This is a genomic window from Sphingopyxis bauzanensis (genome assembly GCF_002205675.1).
Taxonomy (GTDB): Bacteria; Pseudomonadota; Alphaproteobacteria; order Sphingomonadales; family Sphingomonadaceae; genus Sphingopyxis; species Sphingopyxis bauzanensis.
On record NZ_NISK01000003.1, the window covers coordinates 379,799 to 396,359 of the forward strand.

35 protein-coding genes are annotated in these 16,561 nt (G+C 61.5%); 23 read left to right on the forward strand and 12 right to left on the reverse strand.

Annotated features, from left to right (window positions below; genetic code table 11):
- Window positions 1-25: 25 nt before the first annotated feature.
- The 8 genes from CDQ92_RS13245 to CDQ92_RS13270 all read right to left on the reverse strand — a co-directional run bounded on the left by CDQ92_RS13245 (window position 26) and on the right by CDQ92_RS13270 (window position 2,737).
- Complete coding sequence (locus CDQ92_RS13245; RefSeq protein WP_144035779.1) at window positions 26-337, reverse strand: hypothetical protein; 312 nt, start codon at window positions 335-337, stop codon at window positions 26-28.
- On the reverse strand, window positions 334-990 hold the full coding sequence (locus CDQ92_RS13250; protein ID WP_088441846.1) for a DNA-methyltransferase: 657 nt from the start codon (window positions 988-990) through the stop codon (window positions 334-336). Before CDQ92_RS13250 ends, CDQ92_RS13245 begins: the two co-directional genes overlap by 4 nt.
- Window positions 987-1,127: a hypothetical protein gene (locus tag CDQ92_RS21190; RefSeq protein ID WP_158213842.1), complete on the reverse strand. Its 141-nt coding sequence runs from the start codon at window positions 1,125-1,127 to the stop codon at window positions 987-989. Before CDQ92_RS21190 ends, CDQ92_RS13250 begins: the two co-directional genes overlap by 4 nt.
- The gene (locus CDQ92_RS21830) at window positions 1,124-1,255 is read right to left on the reverse strand and encodes a hypothetical protein (protein WP_268239138.1); all 132 of its coding nucleotides are present in this window, start codon (window positions 1,253-1,255) and stop codon (window positions 1,124-1,126) included. Before CDQ92_RS21830 ends, CDQ92_RS21190 begins: the two co-directional genes overlap by 4 nt.
- On the reverse strand, window positions 1,255-1,545 hold the full coding sequence (locus tag CDQ92_RS13255; RefSeq protein ID WP_088441847.1) for a hypothetical protein: 291 nt from the start codon (window positions 1,543-1,545) through the stop codon (window positions 1,255-1,257). The genes CDQ92_RS21830 and CDQ92_RS13255 overlap by 1 nt, the downstream gene beginning before the upstream one ends.
- The gene (locus CDQ92_RS13260) at window positions 1,542-1,781 is read right to left on the reverse strand and encodes a hypothetical protein (RefSeq protein WP_088441848.1); all 240 of its coding nucleotides are present in this window, start codon (window positions 1,779-1,781) and stop codon (window positions 1,542-1,544) included. Before CDQ92_RS13260 ends, CDQ92_RS13255 begins: the two co-directional genes overlap by 4 nt.
- Window positions 1,782-1,962: 181 nt before the next feature.
- Window positions 1,963-2,325, reverse strand: a complete 363-nt coding sequence (locus tag CDQ92_RS13265; protein ID WP_144035780.1) for a hypothetical protein — start codon at window positions 2,323-2,325, stop codon at window positions 1,963-1,965.
- Window positions 2,326-2,425: 100 nt separating this feature from the next.
- A complete protein-coding gene (locus CDQ92_RS13270; RefSeq protein ID WP_088441850.1) occupies window positions 2,426-2,737 on the reverse strand; it encodes a hypothetical protein in 312 nt (103 codons plus the stop codon).
- An 80-nt stretch (window positions 2,738-2,817) separates the two neighbouring features.
- Between CDQ92_RS13270 and CDQ92_RS13275 the strand changes: the two genes are divergently transcribed.
- The gene (locus CDQ92_RS13275) at window positions 2,818-3,009 is read left to right on the forward strand and encodes a hypothetical protein (RefSeq protein WP_088441851.1); all 192 of its coding nucleotides are present in this window, start codon (window positions 2,818-2,820) and stop codon (window positions 3,007-3,009) included.
- On the opposite strand, the gene CDQ92_RS13280 is transcribed toward CDQ92_RS13275, so the two are convergent.
- Window positions 3,002-3,223, reverse strand: coding sequence for a hypothetical protein (locus CDQ92_RS13280; protein WP_088441852.1), 222 nt, complete (start codon window positions 3,221-3,223; stop codon window positions 3,002-3,004). The two genes, CDQ92_RS13275 and CDQ92_RS13280, sit on opposite strands and share 8 nt — an antisense overlap.
- A 2-nt stretch (window positions 3,224-3,225) precedes the next feature.
- The gene (locus CDQ92_RS13285; protein WP_088441853.1) at window positions 3,226-3,441 is read right to left on the reverse strand and encodes a hypothetical protein; all 216 of its coding nucleotides are present in this window, start codon (window positions 3,439-3,441) and stop codon (window positions 3,226-3,228) included.
- A gap of 84 nt (window positions 3,442-3,525) precedes the next feature.
- On the opposite strand from CDQ92_RS13285, the gene CDQ92_RS13290 reads away from it, so the two are divergent.
- The 19 genes from CDQ92_RS13290 (at window position 3,526) to CDQ92_RS13380 (ending at window position 11,562) form a co-directional block, all read left to right on the forward strand.
- Entirely contained in the window at window positions 3,526-3,810 is a 285-nt protein-coding gene (locus tag CDQ92_RS13290; protein WP_088441854.1) for a helix-turn-helix domain-containing protein, read from the forward strand.
- 159 nt (window positions 3,811-3,969) lie between these two features.
- Window positions 3,970-4,155 (forward strand): hypothetical protein, encoded by a 186-nt coding sequence (locus CDQ92_RS13295; protein ID WP_088441855.1) that lies wholly within the window; start codon window positions 3,970-3,972, stop codon window positions 4,153-4,155.
- Window positions 4,152-4,358, forward strand: coding sequence for a hypothetical protein (locus CDQ92_RS13300; RefSeq protein ID WP_088441856.1), 207 nt, complete (start codon window positions 4,152-4,154; stop codon window positions 4,356-4,358). The genes CDQ92_RS13295 and CDQ92_RS13300 overlap by 4 nt, the downstream gene beginning before the upstream one ends.
- Complete coding sequence (locus tag CDQ92_RS13305) at window positions 4,355-4,573, forward strand: hypothetical protein (RefSeq protein ID WP_088441857.1); 219 nt, start codon at window positions 4,355-4,357, stop codon at window positions 4,571-4,573. Before CDQ92_RS13300 ends, CDQ92_RS13305 begins: the two co-directional genes overlap by 4 nt.
- Window positions 4,570-4,794, forward strand: a complete 225-nt coding sequence (locus CDQ92_RS13310; RefSeq protein WP_088441858.1) for a hypothetical protein — start codon at window positions 4,570-4,572, stop codon at window positions 4,792-4,794. Before CDQ92_RS13305 ends, CDQ92_RS13310 begins: the two co-directional genes overlap by 4 nt.
- Window positions 4,794-5,138, forward strand: a complete 345-nt coding sequence (locus CDQ92_RS13315; protein ID WP_088441859.1) for a hypothetical protein — start codon at window positions 4,794-4,796, stop codon at window positions 5,136-5,138. The genes CDQ92_RS13310 and CDQ92_RS13315 overlap by 1 nt, the downstream gene beginning before the upstream one ends.
- Entirely contained in the window at window positions 5,120-5,527 is a 408-nt protein-coding gene (locus tag CDQ92_RS13320; RefSeq protein WP_088441860.1) for a hypothetical protein, read from the forward strand. Before CDQ92_RS13315 ends, CDQ92_RS13320 begins: the two co-directional genes overlap by 19 nt.
- Window positions 5,524-5,793, forward strand: coding sequence for a DUF7303 family protein (locus tag CDQ92_RS13325; protein WP_088441861.1), 270 nt, complete (start codon window positions 5,524-5,526; stop codon window positions 5,791-5,793). The genes CDQ92_RS13320 and CDQ92_RS13325 overlap by 4 nt, the downstream gene beginning before the upstream one ends.
- A 178-nt stretch (window positions 5,794-5,971) precedes the next feature.
- Window positions 5,972-6,574, forward strand: a complete 603-nt coding sequence (locus tag CDQ92_RS13330; RefSeq protein ID WP_229667105.1) for a hypothetical protein — start codon at window positions 5,972-5,974, stop codon at window positions 6,572-6,574.
- 127 nt (window positions 6,575-6,701) lie between these two features.
- Window positions 6,702-7,208, forward strand: a complete 507-nt coding sequence (locus CDQ92_RS13335; RefSeq protein ID WP_144035781.1) for a hypothetical protein — start codon at window positions 6,702-6,704, stop codon at window positions 7,206-7,208.
- Window positions 7,205-7,414 (forward strand): hypothetical protein, encoded by a 210-nt coding sequence (locus tag CDQ92_RS13340; protein WP_088441863.1) that lies wholly within the window; start codon window positions 7,205-7,207, stop codon window positions 7,412-7,414. Before CDQ92_RS13335 ends, CDQ92_RS13340 begins: the two co-directional genes overlap by 4 nt.
- On the forward strand, window positions 7,411-7,596 hold the full coding sequence (locus tag CDQ92_RS13345; protein WP_088441864.1) for a hypothetical protein: 186 nt from the start codon (window positions 7,411-7,413) through the stop codon (window positions 7,594-7,596). The genes CDQ92_RS13340 and CDQ92_RS13345 overlap by 4 nt, the downstream gene beginning before the upstream one ends.
- On the forward strand, window positions 7,593-8,285 hold the full coding sequence (locus tag CDQ92_RS13350) for a hypothetical protein (RefSeq protein WP_088441865.1): 693 nt from the start codon (window positions 7,593-7,595) through the stop codon (window positions 8,283-8,285). The genes CDQ92_RS13345 and CDQ92_RS13350 overlap by 4 nt, the downstream gene beginning before the upstream one ends.
- A 16-nt stretch (window positions 8,286-8,301) precedes the next feature.
- The gene (locus CDQ92_RS13355; protein ID WP_144035782.1) at window positions 8,302-8,928 is read left to right on the forward strand and encodes a phage replication initiation protein, NGO0469 family; all 627 of its coding nucleotides are present in this window, start codon (window positions 8,302-8,304) and stop codon (window positions 8,926-8,928) included.
- Window positions 8,928-9,275, forward strand: coding sequence for a DUF968 domain-containing protein (locus CDQ92_RS13360; protein WP_088441867.1), 348 nt, complete (start codon window positions 8,928-8,930; stop codon window positions 9,273-9,275). Before CDQ92_RS13355 ends, CDQ92_RS13360 begins: the two co-directional genes overlap by 1 nt.
- Window positions 9,268-9,666, forward strand: a complete 399-nt coding sequence (locus CDQ92_RS13365) for a recombination protein NinB (RefSeq protein ID WP_088441868.1) — start codon at window positions 9,268-9,270, stop codon at window positions 9,664-9,666. Before CDQ92_RS13360 ends, CDQ92_RS13365 begins: the two co-directional genes overlap by 8 nt.
- Window positions 9,667-9,747: 81 nt before the next feature.
- Entirely contained in the window at window positions 9,748-10,152 is a 405-nt protein-coding gene (locus tag CDQ92_RS13370) for a hypothetical protein (RefSeq protein WP_088441869.1), read from the forward strand.
- Window positions 10,153-10,315: 163 nt separating this feature from the next.
- Window positions 10,316-10,603 (forward strand): helix-turn-helix domain-containing protein, encoded by a 288-nt coding sequence (locus tag CDQ92_RS13375; RefSeq protein ID WP_088442244.1) that lies wholly within the window; start codon window positions 10,316-10,318, stop codon window positions 10,601-10,603.
- Between the two features lie 2 nt (window positions 10,604-10,605).
- Window positions 10,606-11,562, forward strand: coding sequence for a tyrosine-type recombinase/integrase (locus tag CDQ92_RS13380; protein ID WP_158213843.1), 957 nt, complete (start codon window positions 10,606-10,608; stop codon window positions 11,560-11,562).
- A gap of 114 nt (window positions 11,563-11,676) precedes the next feature.
- On the opposite strand, the gene CDQ92_RS13385 is transcribed toward CDQ92_RS13380, so the two are convergent.
- Together CDQ92_RS13385 and CDQ92_RS21295 are read right to left on the reverse strand one after the other, a co-directional pair.
- Window positions 11,677-13,326: an N-acyl-D-amino-acid deacylase family protein gene (locus CDQ92_RS13385; protein WP_088441871.1), complete on the reverse strand. Its 1,650-nt coding sequence runs from the start codon at window positions 13,324-13,326 to the stop codon at window positions 11,677-11,679.
- Window positions 13,214-13,567: a hypothetical protein gene (locus tag CDQ92_RS21295; RefSeq protein WP_162291073.1), complete on the reverse strand. Its 354-nt coding sequence runs from the start codon at window positions 13,565-13,567 to the stop codon at window positions 13,214-13,216. Before CDQ92_RS21295 ends, CDQ92_RS13385 begins: the two co-directional genes overlap by 113 nt.
- Here CDQ92_RS21295 and CDQ92_RS13390 point away from each other — a divergent pair.
- The 3 genes from CDQ92_RS13390 to dgcA all read left to right on the forward strand — a co-directional run bounded on the left by CDQ92_RS13390 (window position 13,538) and on the right by dgcA (window position 16,555).
- Window positions 13,538-14,422: a LysR family transcriptional regulator gene (locus CDQ92_RS13390; RefSeq protein ID WP_088442245.1), complete on the forward strand. Its 885-nt coding sequence runs from the start codon at window positions 13,538-13,540 to the stop codon at window positions 14,420-14,422. The two genes, CDQ92_RS21295 and CDQ92_RS13390, sit on opposite strands and share 30 nt — an antisense overlap.
- Before the next feature lie 95 nt (window positions 14,423-14,517).
- Window positions 14,518-15,552: an N-acetyltransferase DgcN gene (dgcN, locus tag CDQ92_RS13395; RefSeq protein WP_088441872.1), complete on the forward strand. Its 1,035-nt coding sequence runs from the start codon at window positions 14,518-14,520 to the stop codon at window positions 15,550-15,552.
- 10 nt (window positions 15,553-15,562) lie between these two features.
- Complete coding sequence (gene dgcA, locus CDQ92_RS13400; protein WP_088441873.1) at window positions 15,563-16,555, forward strand: N-acetyl-D-Glu racemase DgcA; 993 nt, start codon at window positions 15,563-15,565, stop codon at window positions 16,553-16,555.
- Window positions 16,556-16,561 lie beyond the last annotated feature (6 nt).

The window sequence follows — 16,561 nt, forward strand, 5'->3', positions numbered from 1 at the left end:
GCGTCTCGCTCGTCGGGGGTCATCCTCAACGCCATCCCAGCGACCTCCGATAGTAGTCAGGGTGGACGCCACAATCTTTCGAGCGGGCCGCAACAAATGCGTCGATCTTGCGGCCCAACGTCCCGTCATCCACCAGAGGGTTGCTGTTGTACGGACCGGCGCCAGTGTCCTTTGCCGTGCCGATGCGCCGGGGTGCCGACATGCTGCGCTGTATGCGGATGATGTCCCTGTCCGTGATATTGGGACAGATCATGGTGCGCGCCCATTGGCCGACCTTGCGCGGTTCCATGTAGCCCAGCGCGCGGCGGATCATGTGGTCTGAGCCGTTCGGGATCATGCTGCGGACTCCAGAAACAGGTCGCGCTGGCGTTGAGCGTCCTCAATGCGCCGACATGCGATGTCGAAAAACACGGGGTCAGCCTCAACGCCGACGAAGTCGCGACCCATCTGGACGGCGGCGACGCCGGTGGTTCCCGATCCAAGGAAGGGGTCAAGGATTGTGGCGGACGGCTTGGGAAGCTGGTCGATTGACCACTTCATCACCTCGACGGCCTTTTGCGTCGGGTGTTCTTTCCCGTCCTGAAGGGCTTTCGCGCGGTGGTAGTTTATGCGGCGGATCGCGCCGTCAAAATTGCACCAAGCCAGTTCCGCGTCGGCAAGCGAGAAGCCCTCTTGCCCCTTGTCCCAGATGAGCCATTTGCCCATATGATTTGCGGGCAGGCGGTCGGTGAAATAGTTGCCGCCCCAAATGATTTGGTATCGAGCAGCGGCCAGAACGGCTGCAAAGCAGGACGCATCGGGGCGCTCTTTGTCCCAACCGGATTGCGGGTAGTCTTTCCAGCCCCACTGTTCGCTCTTGCGGTCCCGCGCGGCGTTGATCCCATAAGGCGGGTCAGTCACGACAGCATCGACCTTGCCGAGTGTCGGCAAAATGTCGCGGCAGTCAGAATTGTAGAGCGTAGCCCGCCCGATGGTTACAGGCTCGCTCATGGCCGCAGCACCTTGGGAACAGGCTTCCCCTGATCGCGGTACATCTGCCGAGCCTTGGCGCGGTAAGCCTCTCTGGGGTCTTTGCGCTGGCTGGAGAGGATGTGGGAGGCTATGCGGGTGAGGAAACGCGCGATCATGATTGACGCTCCACGCCAAGCTGGCAGAGAACGCACCAGACCAAGTGGAAGGTCGCGCGGTCGATCTCGCCCACGAACATAAAGACCAGCGAAAGGATCATGTTGAGGACTAGCAGGATGCGCCACATCAGCCCTGCTCCCCACGAAGTATCCGCGCCATCTTACGAACGCCGTGCGCTGCCTTGGGTGTCTCCACAGATAGCGCCCGTTCAATGCGATTGCGCGCAGTCTCTAGAGCGTCGGAGCAGCGGGTGTGGGCTTCCCTCGCGTTCCATGCGGCAAGATGTTCAAAGCCAACCGCGTCATAGGCGCGCTCGGTTTCAGCGTCCGCCGCTTCCACCTTCCCCTTCATCGCCAGATAAACGAGCGCGCCGACAGTGATGCCGCCTATACCTGCGGCTGCGATAAGGTCGATCATGGGACGTCTCCCGATTTGTGCGGCGGGAGAGGTTCGGGCAGGACAATCGGCGCCCAATAGAGCGCGTCGGGATGCTCAACGGCCCGTCCCTCGTGGACGGTGTCCTCATGCCACCACCAGTAGCCTCGCGTGGTGCCGTGTTGCGCTTGCCAGCCGGTGACGAATACGCGGTACAGTTCGGGCGCGGTGTCGAGCGTCTGCCATTGCAGAAGGTCGCTGTGGATTGGGCTGCTCATGCTGCCCTCCCCGCTTGACGAAGGCGGCGGGCAATCTCGCGAGCGCCTTGGTGGGGCATGTATTTCGAGCGCGGACCCTTGGGGCGGCGGACCATGCTATCAGTGGGATAGGGCGCCGCCGAAGCGGGCGCGGCGATCATCGAGGATGCCGCAATAGCAATGGCGGCGGCGGTCAAAGTTCTCATGCTGCGCGATCCTTACGAATGGCGATGCAACGGGCCTTGAGGCTCGCCAGTGCTTCCATCGCTGCATCAATCTCAGGCTCGCACTGGAGAGCCTCGCAATCGGTGATGAACTTGCCGCCCGGTGATGCGTCGGCGGTCACGACAGCCAGCTTGTGAACAGCACCAGCCGTGCTAGGCAGGGCGTCGGTGTCGCACTTGGCTACGATGGGGACGCTGCGGCGGTCGAAGTGACCAAGCAGGCTTTCCAGCGCCAGCGGATCGACGGCGAGCAGGTTGAACAGCGTATGTGCCGACAGCTTGCCGTTGCGGTTGCGCGCATTGCCAACGGTTGCCGAGCTGCACCCGATGACATCGGCCAAGTCCTGATCGGTCGCGCCGGTTGACGATTGGACCCGACGCACCGCGCCCGACGCGAGATCCTCAAAAAGACTTTGGGTAAGCAGGGGCGAATTGCCCAGCCTATTTTTGACAGACACGGCTAGTTCTCCCAGCATGGAAAGGACGAAAATCGATGAAGTGAAAGGGTTCGACACCCCCGTTGATCCCGATGAGTGCGATAAGGCCCGGTTGATCGGGGAAATCGTCCGCGAGTTCGTGATAGGTCTCGGCGACGATCAGGCGATGACGCACGATTGCCTTGTCAGGATTACCGGGGAGAGCAGTGGACGCCCTCCCCGGCGCTCGACCCAGCGAGCGACTCTCGACGCCGAGATCGGGGGGGATGATCTCGGCATCGTCCCGGTTCACGGGAATGTGGTTGCGGGCGGTCATGCGGTAAGCAGGGACGCATTGACGCGCCCCTGCCCTCCGTTCATCGTGCAGTCGTCGAAAACAGCACGAAAGGATTTCTTATGGCCGACCAGAGCGTCAGGATTACCGACCTTCCAACTGCCGGAAGCGCGGAAGATGTCGCGTTCCGACTGTGGCAGCAAATTCGCTACGTCCACAAGCAACCGGGGAACGTCCAAGGCGAGCTTGAGCTTTATGCCCAATGCCTCAACGCCACCAAGAGCAGGAAGATTGACGCCAGCCAATTTACTTGACGCCAGCCCGGTCCAGCGCCGCGTTGATCTGATCGCGCGGCGTCTGGCCCGTCACGAAGGCAAAGAACGCCTCGGCGCGCTCGACAATGGACGAAGTGTCCGCATTGATCGTGTTGGCGAGGTTCAGACAGGCAAGCGCGAGGTCGCGCTCCTCAGGCGTATGCATGGGATAATCTCCTTCATTGATGGTGTGTTGTTCGCCCCCCTGTTTCATTGTCAGGCTGCGATCCGACCGGGGTTGACCGGTAGGGCGTCAAAATCCGCTGCCGTGATGCGCTGGCCCTTGCTGGCGAGACTCTCGATTATGCGGAGCTGCCACTCGAAAGGAACCTTGCGGTTCGGTTGCCGCCATTTGCGGCGGGCTTCCGCCTCCGCTCCGAGGGCCTCGGCTTCGCTGTCAACAACGAGCCACGTAAGATGTTTGCTGTCCATTCGGGGATGATGGGACAGATTGTCCCCTTAGTCAAGGACAACGTGTCGCGGGATTCATTTTCTCCCCGCTGGCATAATAGGAGCATGTCGACCTGGTTGGATGAAGCGCAGTTCAACGATGAACTATGCGCCCGTGTGCAAAGGCTCCGCATTGAGCGCGAGTGGACCCAGCAGCAAATGGCGGCGGCGATTGGCCTGCCGCACGAACGCTATAAGAAGTATGAAACGCGTTCACCCATGCCCGCTTACCTTCTGCCCCGGTTTGCGCAGATGGTGGATCGATCGGTGACGTATCTCGTGACCGGGAAAGACGATAATTTTGTGAGAAAACCTCGCAACCTAATCCGCGCCACCGGCACAGACGGATAATTCTAATAGCGATGACAACACATTAGCCTGCTTTTGCGGGCTTTTTCGCGCGCGCATTAAAGGGACAGATTGTCCTTGACAGGCGGGACAACCTGTCCCATTATCCCTCCATCAACGAAGCAACCGGGTCACACCCCGGACAGCCGGAATGGAGTAGATATGCAGACCGAGACCTACATCCCGAACCATTATACGACCTGCGAAGAATATCGCGGCTTTGTGATCGCCCTTTTCCAAGGCTCGTATCGCGGATTTCGCGGACGCTTCGAAATTGGCAGCGGAAACACTCGCGTTGCTGTTCGCCGGTTAATCGACGCATCGTTCGCCAATGGCGGTGCAGCGTGAGCGCCGCAAAGTGCCGGTGCGAACCGGGCGACATCTTTCAATGCGTGGCCTGTGCCGAAGCGACGAGCAACCCGCTGCTGGAAGCCGCGATTTGGGCAGCCGACAACTACGAGAACATCAACATAAATCACGTTGATTATCGGGTCGAGGTCAAGCGCCGCATGGATGACGCCATCGCCAAATCGACTGGCGGTGCAGCATGAATAACGACACCCCCGCTTTTCCGGCCTGCAATGAGGCGAACGTCAACGGCACGATGGGCATGTCCCTGCGCGACTGGTTCGCCGGTCAAGCGATCGCCGGAATTTGCGCAGCTTCGATTGGTCGCATGCTCGATGGCTCAAACGAGTCCACACTCGCTTACGGAGCCTATGTCGTCGCAGACGAAATGCTAGCCGCGCGGGAGCAGGTCAAGTGAACCGCCCCGCTCTCAACATCACCCCCACCCTCCGCGCTGCCCACACGGCACACGTCCACGCTGTCAGCCGCAGTCTCGCTTACGATAGAGCGCGCATGTCGGCTGCATCGCTGCCGTCAGAGGATCGGCTCGCGCTGGCAATTCACCTGATCGACAATCTCACAGGCGTTGATGACGACGCTCGGAATGAGGCTGTGGACGTGCTCGGGGGGCTGGTCTGATGGCCGACAACCGCACCCTAGCGCAGTTCTTTTTCGAGCATGGTTTCTTCGACTGCTACGCCGAAGCCTTGGCTCGCAATGACGCCAAGCCGTTCGCGGTGCCAGATGATCGCGGGATGGAGCTTCTTTGGAAGCGCCACCCCAACGGGATCGACAGCAAAGACTTGGCCGACTTCAACAGCAAGGTCGCACTGGCGGACGCCGCGCCGGATATGCTCGCGACCCTCGAAAAGTATGCCGACCAGCTTTGCGAAGGCTGGTGCGAGAAGTCTCCTGACTGCGCGAATTTTGACGACTGCGGGGGATGTGAAGCCCGCCGGATCGCATGGAAGGCATCGCTGTGAGCGCGATCCTCAACCAGCCGTGGGAAGACGTTGCAGACGACGTGACGGGCGCGATTGAGAAGGCGGTGCAGCCGCTGCTCAAGAAGGCCGTTGACGACATCTATAGCGGATTACTCGACGCAACGCAGGATTATCTCAAGGACAATCTGGCGTTCAACATCGCGAGCCGCATCGACTGCGCCGAACGCGAGGCGTCAACTGCCCGCCAGCGCTGCGACGAACTGACCGCCGCCTTGGAAGACATAGCAACAAGCTACCTTGGAGACCAGCCCGCAAGCCACCCCGGCACGGAACGCGATTGGGCAATGCTCCACATCGCAGACCTTCGCCGCCGTGCCGCCCGCGCAGCCCTTGGTCGCACCCCTAATGAGATTGGAGACCCGTCATGATCGACGTCAAAATCGAAACAGGGCTGCCGATCCCTGAGCCGCGCAGCCGAGGCATGAAGCCGAACTATCCGTTCGCCAACCTTAAAGTCGGAGAAAGCTTCTCTGTACCGATTTCTGGCGAGCGATACGGGACCGGCAACGAAAAAGCTCTGCAGCGGGTCATGTCTGCCGCCGCCAATTGGAAACGTCGCAACGACACCAAGGCGAAATTCACGACGCGGATTGACCGCGCAGATGGCGTCGTCCGCTGCTGGAGGCTCGCATGAGCAGCCGAACCGCCCAACTCGCGCGAGTTTATGCCTCCCTCGACGCCGTTCCTCCCATAGATCGCTGGAACGAGCTGACAGCACAAAGCGAGGCTCTTGAACAGCGCATGACCGACGTTTTGGAAGCCCACCGTGCTGATTGTCGCGCTCGGTATGGGCGTGATTTTGAAGGGGGTGAATGATGAAACGCGTCCTCATCGCTTGCGAATATTCAGCGACCGTTCGTGACGCCTTTCGCGCTCGCGGGTTCGATGCTTGGTCCTGCGACCTGTTGCCGACCGAAGGCGACCCGCGTTGGCATATCCACGGCGATGTTCTTTCGTTCCTGACCGGCATGGCGCGGCCTTGGGATTTGCTGATCGCTCACCCGCCCTGCACTGACCTTGCTGTAAGCGGCGCCAGGCACTTCCCGGCGAAGATCGCAGACGGTCGCCAGCAACGCGCGCTTGAGTTCGTGCAGCGGCTGCTTGACGCCCCGGTCCCGCATATCGCGCTGGAAAACCCGATCAGCGTCATATCGAGCAAGATACGCAAGCCTGACCAGATTATCCAGCCGTGGCAGTTTGGGCATGGCGAGACGAAATCCACCTGCCTGTGGCTCAAAAACCTGCCGAAGATGGTCCCGACCGACGTTGTCGAAGGCCGCTCTGATCGCATCCACAAGATGCCGCCAGGACCTAACCGCTGGAAAGAGCGCAGCCGCACCTATCAGGGGATAGCCGACGCAATGGCTGGCCAGTGGGGTGATTACATCCTCAAGACCGAAAGGCTCGCAGCATGATCCGCGTCTTCACCAGACACTTCCGCATGCTCCGGCCCTCTATCCACTCACCCGGTGATAGATACCTGCCTGTTATGGGGTTGGTGCTGGGGTTTATTCTTGCGGGGATGCTCAAGTGAAGGGGGCGTTGCCGCAAGCGGCCCGGGCTGCTGGCCTACGGCCTGAGCCAGCTTCGCCGTCTCAGCAGAGCAGCATCCCTAACGCGGGGCTGGTCGAGCTGGTCGAGCGCGGCGCCAAGCCAAGCGCGGCCCTAGACCGGGAAATCGCGCTTGCTGTTGGCTGGCACCGCTATTCACCTAGCGAGATTGGCCGCAAGAACCCCGGCTGGATCGCGCCAGAGGATTTTATTGGCGAATATGTCAGGGGGGACGGGCGGCGAACGCCGAAGCTCGACAGCCTTCACGGCACCGACATCTGGCGCGAGCCTCGCCCATATTCGACCAGCATAGACGCCGCCATGACGTTGGTTCCGCCGGGGCATATTTTCGGCTGCGGTTCGAAAGACGCAACTGGAACCGCGTGGGCATGGTCCGGCCCTGCCGATCCGCTTGAATACCGGTCGATATCGAATGCCGCCACTCCAGCGCTGGCCCTATGCGCCGCCGCGCTCAAAGCCAAAGGAGAAAACCAGTGAACGCCACCTACAAGGGCTGGGCGATCAGCGCCGACTGCCCGCCGATCCCGATCCGCAGCTTCGACTGGTGCGCGACCTCGCCCGACTATGACGTTGATTGCGATCAGGACGGGTTCTTTCGCTGCGGCGGCGCTCAGGTCCATGCCGCCACTTACAAAGAATTGCTGGTCGAGATTGACGACCATATCGCAGGAGAAGAATTGTGAACGAGCGCGACCGCCTTGTCCGCAAATACCTGCTGCTCATGGAACGCTCATGGGAGGACCGCATGGGGCGCCGCACCAAGCCGCTGCTGTGGCCGTGGTCCTATCGCGCCGGTCTCACGAAAGCGATCCACCTTGTCCGCGCCCGCATCGACCAGTGCGACATTCAAAGGCTTGCCGCATGAGCATCCCCAACTCCACCCCCGACATCGCCTACAGCATGGCGGTTGACGACCTCTATAGCGAGGCAGCGAACTTTGTTGATGGCGAACCCGTCAAAACACAAGGCGAGGCCGACGCGCTGGCTGCGATCATCACCGGGGCGAAGCAAATCCGCAAGGATGCCGATGCTGCCCGCAAGACCGAAAAGCAGCCCCATGACGACGCTGCCAAGGCCGTGCAAGCCAAATGGGCGCCGGTGCTGACCAAGGTCGATGACGTGATTACAGCCGTCCAGAAGCCCCTCACAGCGTGGCTACTGGCACAAGAGGAAGAACGCCAGCGGATAGCCCAGGAGACGCAGGCAGAAGCTGACAGGCTGGCAGAACAGGCAATCGCAGCCGCGCGCACGTCGGGCAGTCTGGAAAGCCTCACCGCGACCCGCGAATTGCAGGACGCCGCCTTTGACGCTGCCAAGGTCGCCAAACGCGCTGGCAAGGCCAAGAGCCATGTTCACGGCGGCGGTCGGGCTTTCGGGCTGCGGACCTATTGGGAAGCATCCCTGACAGACAGCGGGGAAGCCCTGAAATGGGCGAAGGCGCGTCACCCCGAAGAATTGCGAGAGTTTCTGCGCGAATTGGCCGGAAAGGCCGTGAACGCCGGTGCGCGGGAAATACCCGGCTTCACAATCAACCAAGAGCGAAAAGTAGCATAGAGAAAGGACGAAAAGAATGGCGATTGTAGCAACTGACACCGGAGGGGGTGGCGACTTTACCCCCGTCCCCATGGGCACTCATTTCGCGGTCTGCGATATGGTTGTGGACCTTGGAAAGCAGCGCACGTCCTATCAGGGCGAGGAAAGCGTCAAGCACCAGATCTATCTGCGCTGGCAGATCCCCGCCGAGCGCGTCGAATGGAAAGACGGTGACGGCAACCAGAAGGAAGGCCCCGCCGTCATCGGCAAGACCTACACCCTTTCGCTGGGTGAGAAGGCCAATCTGCGCAAGGATTTGCAGGCATGGCGCGGCAAGTCGTTCACCGAGGAAGAATTGCGCGGGTTCGACGTTGCCAAGCTGCTTGGCGTCCCGGCGACCCTGACTGTAACGCACACCGAAAAGAACGGTCGCACCTATACCAATGTTGCCAGCCTTGGCGGCATCCCCAAGGGCATGGACAAGCCGAGCGCCGAGAATGGCGTGACGCTCTATGACAACGATAACGCCGGGACATTCGAGAACCTGCCCAAGTGGCTGCGCGAGAAGATCACCGCGCAGATCGACCCCGGCAAAGTCGAGGATGAAGGCGCCGGTCCCCGCCCGTTCGCGGACGATGACCTTGACGATGACGTGCCATTTTGATGCGTCTGTCATTCGCCCCTCGCAAGAAGAACGCCGGTCGGCCTGCCAGTAAGTCGGCGCCGGGGTTCCTGCAATGGCTGCGCGGTCGCCCGTGCATCCTCGCCCACACTGGCGCTTGCGAGGGGCAGATGGAGGCAATGCACGTCGATCACGGCGGCGACAAGGGGATGGGGACGAAGGTCAGTGACCGCTTCGCCATCCCCGGTTGCTCTGGCCATCATCGCGAGCAGCACAACACCGGCTGGCAGACGTTCCAGAAGAAATACAAGTTCGACGCGCTTTGGGCTGCCAGTCAATACTGGTCGAAATGGCCGGGGCGCGGCGCATGGGAGGCCCGCAATGGCTGAAAAGAAAACCGTCAAGCTGCTCGACCAAATGGCGCGCGATCTTGCCCACAAGCTTATCGACCGCGCGCCAGATGGGCATGTTGTCGTGGTCAGTGAGCCTACCCGCAACCTCGACCAGAACGCAAAGATGTGGGCCATGATAGCCGACTGCCAGGAGCAGATTCCTGACATGCGCGAGATGGACGGCGAGAGCATCAAACTCCGCTTCATGGACGCGCTCGGCACCGAGATGCGATATTTGCCGAAGCTAGACGGGACGGGATTTTTCCCGGTCGGCCACAAGTCATCGGCCCTGTCTGTCAGGCAATTCGCTGACCTTATTGAACTGATTTACGCAACCGGCGCTCAACATGGCGTCCGCTGGTCAGAGCCTCAATCTCTGGCCGCCTAACATCAACCGCCAACGTGCTGGCACAAAACGCCCGCGAGCAGACGCACGGACCTAGGATGCTCGCGGGGAGGGATTAGAACCATGACCCCCACGGAAGCCGCCGCCCTGTTGAACGGGCGCGAATATACCAAAGAGATCACCCGCGACGAGGAGGCGGCTTTCAAAGCTGCCGGTCTGGTAGCACTGTTCGGTGCCAGCGATGACCTTGCTGAATTTCGCGGTGCATGGCGGGAGGAAGCTAGCTGCTACGGAAGCGCCACCTTGTACGTCAACGAGAGTGGACCGCTCATCAATGACTGCGATGACGACTATTGCCCCTATTTCAAGGCTGTCAGGGCGAATGCTCGGACCATCTACGCAAATTGGGATGAGGGCGGCTTTTCGTGGCTCTACGTCACCGAAATCCCGCACGAAACCTTCGTCATCATGGAGGACGGCGACACCTATTGCCGTGGGATCGTGTTCTTGGCGGAGGACGCGGCATGATAAAGCCCCGCGACTGGCCCCCAATAGAGCGGCTACCAGAAGCCCCCGGCGTCGTTAAGCTGACAAGCACGGGTTATGTGATCGACGGCAGGCACGTCCGCACAGTCCGTCGTTCCGAGGCACCCCCACCCCATCGTAGTTGGTGGCATAGGGCGTTGGGACGATGAGCGAGCGCGTCCAGGTTAACGCCGTTGTGCATAAGACGGGTCTTGCCAAGCGCACGATCCAGAAGATGGCGCAGCGCGGCGAGATACCGGGCGCGGCAAAGCTGGGTTCGACGTGGACGTTCGACCGCATTAAGCTGGCACGATGGATCAGGAATAAGGAACGAGAGTGTCAGATAACCTCTACCAACGCGGCGGCATATGGTATGCGCGGATTCAAGTGGCAGGTCGCGACCAACGAAAATCCCTACAGACAGGAAATCGCGCAGAGGCGAAAAGGCGCCTAGCCGTGTTCCTGCAATCCACCTCCCCTTACAAGGCCACGATCCGGCGCAAGTTTGAGGACGTGACCGGCGAGTATCTGGCGAGCGCGAAAACCAACCTGAAACCCGCCACGCACCGCCGCTATAAAACCAGCATCCTGAAACTGGCCGACACGTTTGCCGGTCACTGGTGGGACGCGATCACCAAGGAAACCTTGCTCGAATATATCGACGAACGCAAGGGCGATGGCGTCAAGATTTCGACGATCAAGCGCGACCTTACCGCCCTGTCGCAAGCCGCCGACTATGCCGTTGACCGCGCATGGGCTGGCACAAATCCTGTCGCACAATTGCCCAAGCGTCCGCTGCGGTACAAGTCGCCCGTTTTCAAGCGCCCCAGCCAGCGATCGGTGGATCTGGGCATAAGCTGCTGCCACGGCAATCTAGAGCCTCTGGCGCGCTTCCTGCTGGCAACGGGGATGCGTTTGATGGAAGGGGCGAGCCTCACGCGCGGGCAAATCGACAAACGCCGCAAGGTCGCCACGCTCACCGATACAAAGAACGGTCGCGCTCGCACCGTGTCGCTCAATTCCACGGCCCTGGGTATCCTCGCGGGGCAGGATGGCGACATCCTGTTTCCGGCTATCGACCGAGTTACCGGCGAGGCGCGGGTCTATAAGCAAGCCAGCACCAATTGGGCAACCGCGCAGGCGCGAGCTGTCGAGAAGGCGAAAAAGCAGGGGTGGAAATTCGAGCGGTTCCGGCTGCATGACCTGCGCCATATGTTCGCTATCGACTACCTCGCGAACGGCGGCAACATCTACCAGCTTCAAATCGAACTCGGTCACGGCAGCGTCAAGCAGACGGAATGGTATCTGCAATTCCTGTCACCTGATGAACAGATGGGCGCCAAATTTGCCCCGTCGCAAAATCCGTCACAAGCAAAGCGGTTTTCTGTTGCGGATAAGGCAGAAACCGCGTAATCTTGCGGCTTAGAAGGAGATGAGCGCCATGCAACAAACCGGTCTTGAAAACCGCCGTGGGTGCAAGCTCACCGTGGGTTCGAATCCCACCCTGTCCGCCACCTTCGTTTGGCGTCATGGCATTCTTTGGGCGCAGTTGGCGGGGAGCGGGCGCAGCAATGGGCGCCCCGCGGCGACCCCCGTCGATTGCCCGCCGTCGATCGCAAGCTGTCCGTTGACGAACAACTGGCGTACTCCGACGCTGAATTCGCGTGGCCGGATATAGTCCGCCTGCGGGGCATAGGTCGCGGGATCGAACACCAGCACATCGGCGTAATGACCGGGGCGAAGATAACCGCGGCGGTCGATCTTGTAGATGTCGGCAGTGCGCCCGGTCGACTGGCGGATGAAGGTTGCAAGGCTGATGACCTGCCGTTCACGGACATATCGGACGTATTTTTCCGGGAAGCTGGCGAACATACGGGGATGGCCCGCTGATCCGTCCGATGACGTCACCATCCAGGGCTGCTGCATGAAAAGATCGACGTCGGCTTGCGCCATGTTGAACGAAGCGACGGCAGTTCCGCCGCCGCTTTCGCCACGCTGTTTTTCCGCGATATTCTGGCGGATGATCCGCAGCGCAGCGTCACGGCTGTCGAGTTTCCATTCGGCACCGACATCTTCCAGCGTCTTGCCGACCCAGGGATACCCCTGCCCGATCAGCAGCAATGCTTCAGCGCCCCCGCGCCGCCGCAAATTCGCCTGCATCTCGTTGCGGATACGCGCGAGCGTCGCCGGATCGTCCAGCCGCTTGAGCAACGCTGCGCCGCCGCCATCGACCGCCCAGCGCGGCAACAGGGCCGCATCGAGGTTCGAGCCCGAAGCGAGCCACGGATATTGGTCGGCGGTCACCTCGATGCCCGCCGCGCGCGCTTCGTCGATCGCCGATATTACCGCGGCTGCTTGGCCGTGCACGTCAACGCCCAACGCTTTCAGATGCGCGAAATGCACCGGCATATTGGCTTGCCGACCGATCTCGATCGCTTCTTCGACCGAACCGAGCAGACCAATGCTGTAACTCGATTCGTCGCGCTGGTGGGTATCGTACACGCCGCCGCGGGTCGCCGCTTCGCGCGCCACCGCCACAACTTCCGCCGTCGCCGCAAAGCTTTGCGGGGCATAGAAGAGCCCGGTCGAAAAGCCCGTTGCCCCCTCGCACATTCCCTTGGCGACCAGGGCCTTCATTGCTCCAAGCTCGGCGTCCGTCGGCGCACGCGCATCCTGGCCCAGCACGCGCTGGCGAACCGGGCCGAAACCGACGAAGGGCACGACATTGGTTCCGATGCCGGATTGCGCCAGCTGCCGGGCGTCGGCTGCAACATCGGGCGTGCCGGCCCCGTCGACGCCGATCATTACCGTGCTGACGCCTTGATAAAGCCACGGCGCGTTGAGCCTTTCCCCCCGAACGGAGGATCTCAAAAATGCGTCCGCGTGGGTGTGCGGGTCAATAAAGCCGGGTGTGACAATCATGCCTTTGGCGTCAATGATGCGCTTTGCTTTTCGTGAAATATCCGGACCGATCGCAACAATCTGATCGTCGCGGATGGCAACATCGCCGACGAAGGGCGCGCCCTCCCCGCCGTCATGGATGGTGCCTCCTCGGATAAGGACATCAACAGAGTCGTTCGGGTTTGCTCCGGCGCTGGACACGCAAAGGAGTAGCGCCGCCGATGAAAGGAGCGCGATCGATCGCCGAGCGACTTTGGCGGAAAGTGATGGTGGCATTGATCAGACTCTTCCAGATATAGTGGCGCGCCGCCGGGGCGTAAAATAGCGTTCGTATCCGCTGGCTCGAACCACGCGCTGACCAGAATGTCCCGAACAACCACCCGAGGTCCAGACAGGGGAGTTGCCGCGCCCATAACCCGATGGCATAATGTTGGTTGTGGCGGCCGTTGATCATCGCCCCAACCACCTGATCCGGGACCATAGCCGAATGAACCTGCGACAGATCGAGATATTCCATGCAGTGTTCCTGCACGGCACGGTCAGCGCCGCTGCCCGGGCGCTCAACGTGTCTCAACCTTCCGTCACCAAGGTGCTTCGCCACGCTGAGCGTTCGATCGGTCTGACGCTGTTCGAACGATCGAAGGGGCGGCTGATCCCGACCCAGGACGCACACACCCTGTTCGCGGAGGTGTCCGACATTCAGGACCGGGTTCGCTCGCTGCGTCAGGCGTGTCAGAATCTCCGGCACGGGCGCGGCGGATTGCTGCGTATCTCGGCTCTGCCTTCGCTTGGCCTTGGCGCAATTCCCGCTGCGGTCGCACGGTTTCTCGCTGATCATGAAGACATCATGTTCGACCTTCAGACGCTGCATCATGACGAAATGGTGCGCAAACTCTATGAGCATGAAACGGACATTGCGGTGGGTTTCGAGGTGCCCCTGTCGGCGCCGGTCGCGCATCAGGTGATTGGCGAGGGCGAGCTGGTCGTCATCTACCGCGAGCAGGACATGCCCGCCGCGCCGCCGCGCCTGCACCTTGACGAGCTGCGCGGGCACAAGTTTATCAGCCCGGTGCAGAACGGGCCAATCGGCCGCATGTTGTCGAGCGAGCTCAGCCGGCTGGAAGTAACGCTCGACGAGGTGATATCGGCGCGCACCTATTATGTCGCCGCTGCCCTCGTCGGAGCAGGCGTCGGGATGGCGATCGTCGATAATTTCACCGCCCACGCGGTATTGGCGCCGGGGCTCTCCAGCCGGCCGCTGCAGCCCGCAATCACGTTCGACATCAACGCTGTCTATTTGCAGAATCGTCCCCCGTCGAAAACCACGTCCGCCTTCCTCGACGTGCTCGCGACGGTGATCGAAGGATTATAGCGTCAGGCTATAGGATATGAGGCGCTGGATATTGGGGCAACACGCCGGGTGCAGATAGAAATGATGCCTTCATTGTCACGCAGGTTTTTCAAGCCATGATCGCTACACCCTATCTTCTCTATCTGGGTCATTCGACCGATGCCGCCGACATCAAGACCTCACGCGGTCTCGCGGTGTTTCGGCCGGAGATCTGCGTCGGCGAATTTCGCCACGACGATTGTTCGCTGACGCTGGAATTGCCGCGGATGGACTTTGCCGCCGCGCGCGCCGCGGGCGCGCAAACGCTGGTGCTCGGCATCGCCAATGCCGGGGGCAAACTCGGTGATGCGTTGATCGTCGATGCGCTCGCAGCGATGGAAGCCGGGCTGGATATCGCCTCGGGGCTGCACCAGCGCCTCAACGCCGAGCCGCGGCTGGCTGAGGCCGCAGCGCGGTTGGGCCGCAAGCTGCACGATGTGCGCGAACCGCGCCCGGACATTCCGATCGGCAATGGCAAGCCGCGCCCCGGCAAGCGCCTGTTGACCGTCGGAACCGACTGCTCGGTCGGCAAGATGTATACGACGCTGTGTCTTGCCCGTGCCCTCGAACAGCGCGGCGTCGCCGCCGACTTCCGCGCGACCGGACAGACCGGTATTCTGATCGCGGGCGACGGTGTGCCGCTGGACGCCGTCATCGCCGATTTTATTTCGGGCGCGATCGAGCAAATATCGCCTGCGCGCAGCGACGATGGCTGGGATCTGATCGAGGGTCAGGGCTCGCTCTATCACCCGTCGTTCGCGGGTGTCTCGATGGGTCTGATCCACGGCGCCCAGCCCGACGCGCTCGTTCTATGTCACGACCCGGTGCGGCCGCACATGCGCGGACTGCCGCATTATGATTTGCCGGGGATTGGCGAATGTATCGAGGCCAATCTTCGCGCCGCGCGGCTCACCAGCGCCGATGTGCGGATGGTCGGCATCGCGCTGAACACGTCCGCGATGCCCGAGGCGGAAGCGGTCGCACTTTGTGCCAAAACGGAAGCCGAGTTCGGTCTGCCAACGAGCGATCCCTATCGGTTCGGCGTTGAGGCCATTCTCGATCGATTGCTCGGCGTCGAAGCCGCCTCGCCCGTCGCCGCGCAAACAGCCTGAACCTTCGCCGATGCCTCGTATCCTTTCGGTGTTTGCGGAGACCTTTCCGCTCCACTCACCCTTCCGCATATCGCGCGGTACCAAGACTGCTGCCGAAGTCGTTACGGTCCTGATCTCGGAAGATGGTGTCATCGGCCGCGGTGAAGGTGTTCCCTATCCGCGCTACGGTGAAAGCGTCGCCAATGCGATTGCCGCCGTGGAGAGCGTGCGGTCGGCGATCGAGGGTGGCGCCGGACGGCAGGACGTGATGCAACTGATGCCCGCTGGGTCGGCGCGCAACGCGATCGACTGTGCGCTGTGGGATCTGGAACTGCAGCAAGGCGACTGTAGTTTTGGCGAAGCCTTTGACGTCGAGGTTCCGCGGCGTCCGCTCGTCACCGCGATGACGGTCGGGCTCGATACGGCCGAGAATATGGCGCGATTCGCGGCCACGCTCGCGGATGCGCCGCTGCTGAAAGTCAAGGTCGACCGCAACGACCCTGCAGCGCTCCTAAAGGCGGTCCGCGCTGCTGCGCCTACCTCGCGGATGATCGTTGATCCCAACGAAAGCTGGACGATCGACGAGGTCCGCGATCTGCAGGGACTGCTGACCGAGCTGCACGTCGACTTGCTCGAACAGCCGCTGCCCGCCAACGCCGACAGCGATCTTGCCGGATTTCGCTCCGCGAGCCCCATCGCAGCCGACGAAGCGGTACACGTCGCCGCCGATCTCGATCGATTGCCTGACGGTTATGGCGTCGTGAACATCAAACTCGACAAGTCTGGCGGGCTTACCGCCGCACTCGAACTGGCCGCCGCCGCCCGGCAGCGCGGGCTGGGCGTCATGACGGGGTGCATGATCTGTTCCTCGCTGTCGATCGCCCCGGCCTGGGCAGTTGCCGCCGGGAGCGACTTCATCGACCTTGACGGACCGCTCTGGCTTGCCGAGGATCGTGCGGGCGGCGTCAGCGGCGCCAGCGGCATGCTGTCGCCACCGCAACCGGGGTTCTGGGGCGGACTTTAACGGACA

Excerpts from the sequence above, each read along its gene's own strand:
- CDQ92_RS13260 (WP_088441848.1), bottom strand. The coding sequence starts at position 1,781 with ATGAGCAGCCCAATCCACAGCGACCTTCTGCAATGGCAGACGCTCGAC.
- CDQ92_RS13360 (WP_088441867.1), top strand. The coding sequence starts at position 8,928 with ATGCGTCTGTCATTCGCCCCTCGCAAGAAGAACGCCGGTCGGCCTGCC.
- CDQ92_RS13280 (WP_088441852.1), bottom strand. The coding sequence starts at position 3,223 with ATGAAACAGGGGGGCGAACAACACACCATCAATGAAGGAGATTATCCC.
- CDQ92_RS13250 (WP_088441846.1), bottom strand. The coding sequence starts at position 990 with ATGAGCGAGCCTGTAACCATCGGGCGGGCTACGCTCTACAATTCTGAC.
- CDQ92_RS13365 (WP_088441868.1), top strand. The coding sequence starts at position 9,268 with ATGGCTGAAAAGAAAACCGTCAAGCTGCTCGACCAAATGGCGCGCGAT.
- CDQ92_RS13375 (WP_088442244.1), top strand. The coding sequence starts at position 10,316 with ATGAGCGAGCGCGTCCAGGTTAACGCCGTTGTGCATAAGACGGGTCTT.
- CDQ92_RS13385 (WP_088441871.1), bottom strand. The coding sequence starts at position 13,326 with ATGCCACCATCACTTTCCGCCAAAGTCGCTCGGCGATCGATCGCGCTC.
- dgcA (WP_088441873.1), top strand. The coding sequence starts at position 15,563 with ATGCCTCGTATCCTTTCGGTGTTTGCGGAGACCTTTCCGCTCCACTCA.
- CDQ92_RS13330 (WP_229667105.1), top strand. The coding sequence starts at position 5,972 with ATGATGAAACGCGTCCTCATCGCTTGCGAATATTCAGCGACCGTTCGT.
- CDQ92_RS13390 (WP_088442245.1), top strand. The coding sequence starts at position 13,538 with ATGAACCTGCGACAGATCGAGATATTCCATGCAGTGTTCCTGCACGGC.
- CDQ92_RS13315 (WP_088441859.1), top strand. The coding sequence starts at position 4,794 with ATGGCCGACAACCGCACCCTAGCGCAGTTCTTTTTCGAGCATGGTTTC.
- CDQ92_RS13285 (WP_088441853.1), bottom strand. The coding sequence starts at position 3,441 with ATGGACAGCAAACATCTTACGTGGCTCGTTGTTGACAGCGAAGCCGAG.
- CDQ92_RS13305 (WP_088441857.1), top strand. The coding sequence starts at position 4,355 with ATGAATAACGACACCCCCGCTTTTCCGGCCTGCAATGAGGCGAACGTC.
- CDQ92_RS21190 (WP_158213842.1), bottom strand. The coding sequence starts at position 1,127 with ATGATCGCGCGTTTCCTCACCCGCATAGCCTCCCACATCCTCTCCAGC.
- dgcN (WP_088441872.1), top strand. The coding sequence starts at position 14,518 with ATGATCGCTACACCCTATCTTCTCTATCTGGGTCATTCGACCGATGCC.
- CDQ92_RS13325 (WP_088441861.1), top strand. The coding sequence starts at position 5,524 with ATGATCGACGTCAAAATCGAAACAGGGCTGCCGATCCCTGAGCCGCGC.
- CDQ92_RS13275 (WP_088441851.1), top strand. The coding sequence starts at position 2,818 with ATGGCCGACCAGAGCGTCAGGATTACCGACCTTCCAACTGCCGGAAGC.
- CDQ92_RS13320 (WP_088441860.1), top strand. The coding sequence starts at position 5,120 with ATGGAAGGCATCGCTGTGAGCGCGATCCTCAACCAGCCGTGGGAAGAC.
- CDQ92_RS13350 (WP_088441865.1), top strand. The coding sequence starts at position 7,593 with ATGAGCATCCCCAACTCCACCCCCGACATCGCCTACAGCATGGCGGTT.
- CDQ92_RS13370 (WP_088441869.1), top strand. The coding sequence starts at position 9,748 with ATGACCCCCACGGAAGCCGCCGCCCTGTTGAACGGGCGCGAATATACC.
- CDQ92_RS13255 (WP_088441847.1), bottom strand. The coding sequence starts at position 1,545 with ATGATCGACCTTATCGCAGCCGCAGGTATAGGCGGCATCACTGTCGGC.
- CDQ92_RS13295 (WP_088441855.1), top strand. The coding sequence starts at position 3,970 with ATGCAGACCGAGACCTACATCCCGAACCATTATACGACCTGCGAAGAA.
- CDQ92_RS13355 (WP_144035782.1), top strand. The coding sequence starts at position 8,302 with ATGGCGATTGTAGCAACTGACACCGGAGGGGGTGGCGACTTTACCCCC.
- CDQ92_RS21295 (WP_162291073.1), bottom strand. The coding sequence starts at position 13,567 with ATGGAATATCTCGATCTGTCGCAGGTTCATTCGGCTATGGTCCCGGAT.
- CDQ92_RS21830 (WP_268239138.1), bottom strand. The coding sequence starts at position 1,255 with ATGTGGCGCATCCTGCTAGTCCTCAACATGATCCTTTCGCTGGTCTTT.
- CDQ92_RS13245 (WP_144035779.1), bottom strand. The coding sequence starts at position 337 with ATGATCCCGAACGGCTCAGACCACATGATCCGCCGCGCGCTGGGCTAC.
- CDQ92_RS13270 (WP_088441850.1), bottom strand. The coding sequence starts at position 2,737 with ATGACCGCCCGCAACCACATTCCCGTGAACCGGGACGATGCCGAGATC.
- CDQ92_RS13290 (WP_088441854.1), top strand. The coding sequence starts at position 3,526 with ATGTCGACCTGGTTGGATGAAGCGCAGTTCAACGATGAACTATGCGCC.